Genomic DNA, 500 nt, shown 5'->3' with positions numbered 1-500 from the left:
GGAGCGCAGGGCGGTTTGAACTACGACCGGGGTGACCAGACAAAATATTGTATAGCCGTCGGGTCGAGAGGAAGCGACGGCAGTTGCCGCAAGTGTCATTGAACCACCGGGACGATTCTCGATGACAACCGGTTGCCCGAGTCCTCCGGTCATGGTCTCGGCCAGCCACCGGCTTAAGGTGTCATCGTCACCACCGGGTGCATTGCCGATATTGATAGCAATCGGACGTGCAGGCCACTTGCTTTGACTATGTGAAATACTGGGCAACAGTCCCAAAGACGCTACAGTGCTCGCGCCAAGCAGAACATTCCTTCTGGAGATCATTTTTGCTCCTCCCGTTTGTAACACGTGGCCCAGCTTTATCTCGTCGCTCCCACTCACCTGCCGTGACTTTCCAGACATCGAGCGAGCTAAGGAGAGTTGGGGTTGGCTATCTGGGTATTTTCGCCTGACATCCTTCGTTTCTGCACATTTCTCCCTTGTGCGTATGCACGCACCCG

The 500-nt window shown here is 55.2% G+C and carries 1 protein-coding gene; it reads right to left on the bottom strand.

The window, feature by feature from the left end:
* A partial coding sequence (locus C7G61_RS43250; RefSeq protein WP_249776244.1) for a tripartite tricarboxylate transporter substrate-binding protein occupies positions 1–324 on the bottom strand: 324 nt, incomplete at its 3' end.
* Positions 325–500 lie beyond the last annotated feature (176 nt).

Origin of the sequence: Bradyrhizobium algeriense (assembly GCF_003062295.1) — a bacterium.
In the GTDB taxonomy this organism is placed as follows: domain Bacteria; phylum Pseudomonadota; class Alphaproteobacteria; order Rhizobiales; family Xanthobacteraceae; genus Bradyrhizobium; species Bradyrhizobium algeriense.
Note: the sequence above shows the minus strand (reverse complement) of the source record. Positions and strands in the feature narration are given on the sequence as shown.